General features: G+C 41.7%; 4 protein-coding genes. All 4 read right to left on the minus strand.

The genetic code is table 11. The features are described from left to right. Nucleotides 1-16 precede the first annotated feature (16 nt). Nucleotides 17-667 (minus strand): amino acid ABC transporter permease, encoded by a 651-nt coding sequence (locus ADH51_RS01745; protein ID WP_002886253.1) that lies wholly within the window; start codon nt 665-667, stop codon nt 17-19. A gap of 11 nt (nt 668-678) precedes the next feature. Then, nucleotides 679-1,377: an amino acid ABC transporter permease gene (locus ADH51_RS01750; protein WP_048674071.1), complete on the minus strand. Its 699-nt coding sequence runs from the start codon at nt 1,375-1,377 to the stop codon at nt 679-681. A 17-nt stretch (nt 1,378-1,394) separates the two neighbouring features. Next, the gene (locus tag ADH51_RS01755) at nt 1,395-2,228 is read right to left on the minus strand and encodes a transporter substrate-binding domain-containing protein (protein ID WP_021146932.1); all 834 of its coding nucleotides are present in this window, start codon (nt 2,226-2,228) and stop codon (nt 1,395-1,397) included. Between the two features lie 11 nt (nt 2,229-2,239). Next, a partial coding sequence (locus ADH51_RS01760) for an ATP-binding cassette domain-containing protein (RefSeq protein WP_048674073.1) occupies nt 2,240-2,654 on the minus strand: 415 nt, incomplete at its 5' end.

The following is a 2,654-nucleotide window of genomic DNA, read 5'->3' on the forward strand; positions in this document are numbered from 1 at the left end:
AGGTGAGTTTTTTGTTTTATTCACTAGCTTGCTCCCATTGTTTAGAGAGGTAGCGAGAGTAGCTAGAGATGGCAAAGTTAACCACGAAATAAGCTAAAGCCACAATACCGTATAAGGTAAAGATTTGACTAGGTTCGTAGTAACCACCCATCAAAATCTGACTCTTACCAAACAATTCTTGTAAGGCGATAACAGAGTAAAGGAAAGAAGTATCCTTGATAACTGTTACGAATTGAGAGATGATAGATGGCAACATCTTACGAATAGCTTGTGGGAAGATGATGTAAATAAAGATTTGTTTGTTGTTAAATCCTTGAGACAAGCCGGCTTCCGTTTGGCCATGGTCAATAGAGTTCAGTCCCCCACGAATGATTTCCGCCAAGGCAGCTGAAGTAAAGACCGTGAAAGAGGTAATCCCTGCAGCGGTTGACTTGAGTTGGAAGACCAGGAAGATAATGAAAATCCAAAGCAAGTTAGGAACATTACGGACGAACTCAACGTAGATAGAAGCAATCCAACGCAGAATAGGATTCTTTCCGTTACGCATCACCGCCAGAATAGTTCCGAACAGGGTAGATAGCACGATGATGAAGAAAGACAAGTAAAGAGTCGTCCACATCCCTTGTGCCAAGAATTTAAGGTTAGTAGCTGATAAAACTTCTGACATAGTGGACCTCCTTAGTAAGCTTTCTTATTCTCTTCTTCTTTACGACGTGCCCAAGTAGCTAGAGGGAAACACATGATAAAGTAGAGGAAGGCAGCCCCAGCAAAGGCCGGCACATAGTTAGTGGTATCATAAGCCCAAGCCTTAGCAGTGAACATGATATCTGCCCCAGAGATAATGGCAACTGTAGAAGTATTCTTAATCAAGTTAACCACTTGGTTGGTCAATGGTGGCAAGATAGTACGGACTGCTTGAGGCAAGATGATGATACGCATGGTATCAGCGTAGGTGAATCCTTGAGACAAAGCGGCTTCGGTTTGACCTTTAGGAACTGCCTCGATACCTGTACGAATAATTTCAGAGATATAGGCTCCTGTGTAGACACCCACACAAAGGATAGCTGTCAATGAAATTGGAATCATGACATGACCATCAGTCAAGATTGAAATCCCATAGAAGACAACCACGAATTGCACAAGCAAGGGTGTATTTTGGAAGATTTCGACATAAACACGTGAAATGCCACGAAGGACTTTGTTGTGAGTAGAGCTCATAGCCCCAAAGATAAGCCCAAGAAGAAGGGCAACAATCAAGGCACCAATTGAAATGCCAAGGGTGTAAAAGAAACCTTTGGCAAACTGCCCAAAGTTAGCGAAGAAAGCAGTCCAACGTTCAAGAGCGAAAGGACTAGCCGTTTCAGTTAAAAGATACATAAATTCAGGACTCCTTTCTATTTATCTTCAGCCTTAGCTGGTTTCAAGTGATACTTATCGTAGAGTTTTTGAAGGCTACCATCTTTTTGCCATTTAGCAATCAAATCGTTGGTATAATCAATCAACTCTTGATTAGACTTGCTTGAGGCAATACCGTATTCTTGTGTTTTGAAACCTTCTTTTAAGGTTTTAGTTTTCTTACTTTCATATCCAGAGAGGATAGATTTATCAACTGAGAAAGCATCTACACGGTGAGCGTAAAGAGAAACAGCCAATTCTGGGAAAGATCCGAGTTGAACATAGTTGAACTTAAGGTTATTAGCTGAAGCGTACTCTTGCAACGCAGCCTTAGTTGACGCCCCTTGAGAAACACCGATAGTCTTACCATTCAAATCTGAGATTTTGTTAATACCTGAATCCTTAAGAACCAAGAAACCGATTTGGTCATAGTAGTAAGGAGTTGAGATAGCGTAAGAAGCCTTACGTTCATCATTAATGGTATAGGTAGCGATAAGTAAGTCGATAGTACCGTTATCCATAAGTGGTTCACGAGTTTGCGTCGTTACTGGGATATAATTCACTTTAACTTTTAACTCATCAGCAATCTTCTTAGCAAGATCAACTTCCATACCTTCGTAGGTATTAGTCTTAGCAGAATAGTAACCAAAGTTAGGAACGTCTTGCTTCACACCGACATTGAGTGTCCCTCGCTTAACAATCTTTTGGACTGCTTTACTATCAAGAAGCTTACTAGTGTCTTCCGCCTTAGTCTTGTGACTCGTGATAAGAAAAATAGTGAGAATTGCCAAGCTTGCAACGGTTAGGTAACGTAAGATTTTTTTGAAAATCATAGGCAACCTCCTTAGGCATCCACTTGGACATTATCAGAGTTGTGATCGATAATCTTAGAAAGGAATTGAACCGCACGAGGTTCAGTTGGATTGTCAAAGAAACCATCCACATCCGTAGTGTCTACAAGAACTTGACCTTCAGCCATGAAAATGATACGGTCAGCCACACTACGGGCAAAGCCCATTTCGTGGGTTACGACAACCATATTCATACCACCTTTGGCAAGTTTTTGCATAACCGCAAGCACGTCACCGATAGTCTCTGGGTCAAGAGCTGACGTTGGTTCGTCAAAGAGCAAGAGCTCAGGATTCATAGCAAGACCACGGGCGATAGCGATACGTTGTTTTTGTCCACCAGAAAGCATGCCAGGGTATGAATCCTTCTTGTCCCACATGTTAACGTAGCGAAGGAATTTTTCAGCAGTC

Source organism: Streptococcus sp. 449_SSPC (assembly GCF_001073005.1).
Taxonomy (GTDB): Bacteria; Bacillota; Bacilli; order Lactobacillales; family Streptococcaceae; genus Streptococcus; species Streptococcus salivarius_F.

Excerpts from the sequence above, each read along its gene's own strand:
- ADH51_RS01745 (WP_002886253.1), bottom strand. The coding sequence starts at position 667 with ATGTCAGAAGTTTTATCAGCTACTAACCTTAAATTCTTGGCACAAGGG.
- ADH51_RS01755 (WP_021146932.1), bottom strand. The coding sequence starts at position 2,228 with ATGATTTTCAAAAAAATCTTACGTTACCTAACCGTTGCAAGCTTGGCA.
- ADH51_RS01750 (WP_048674071.1), bottom strand. The coding sequence starts at position 1,377 with ATGTATCTTTTAACTGAAACGGCTAGTCCTTTCGCTCTTGAACGTTGG.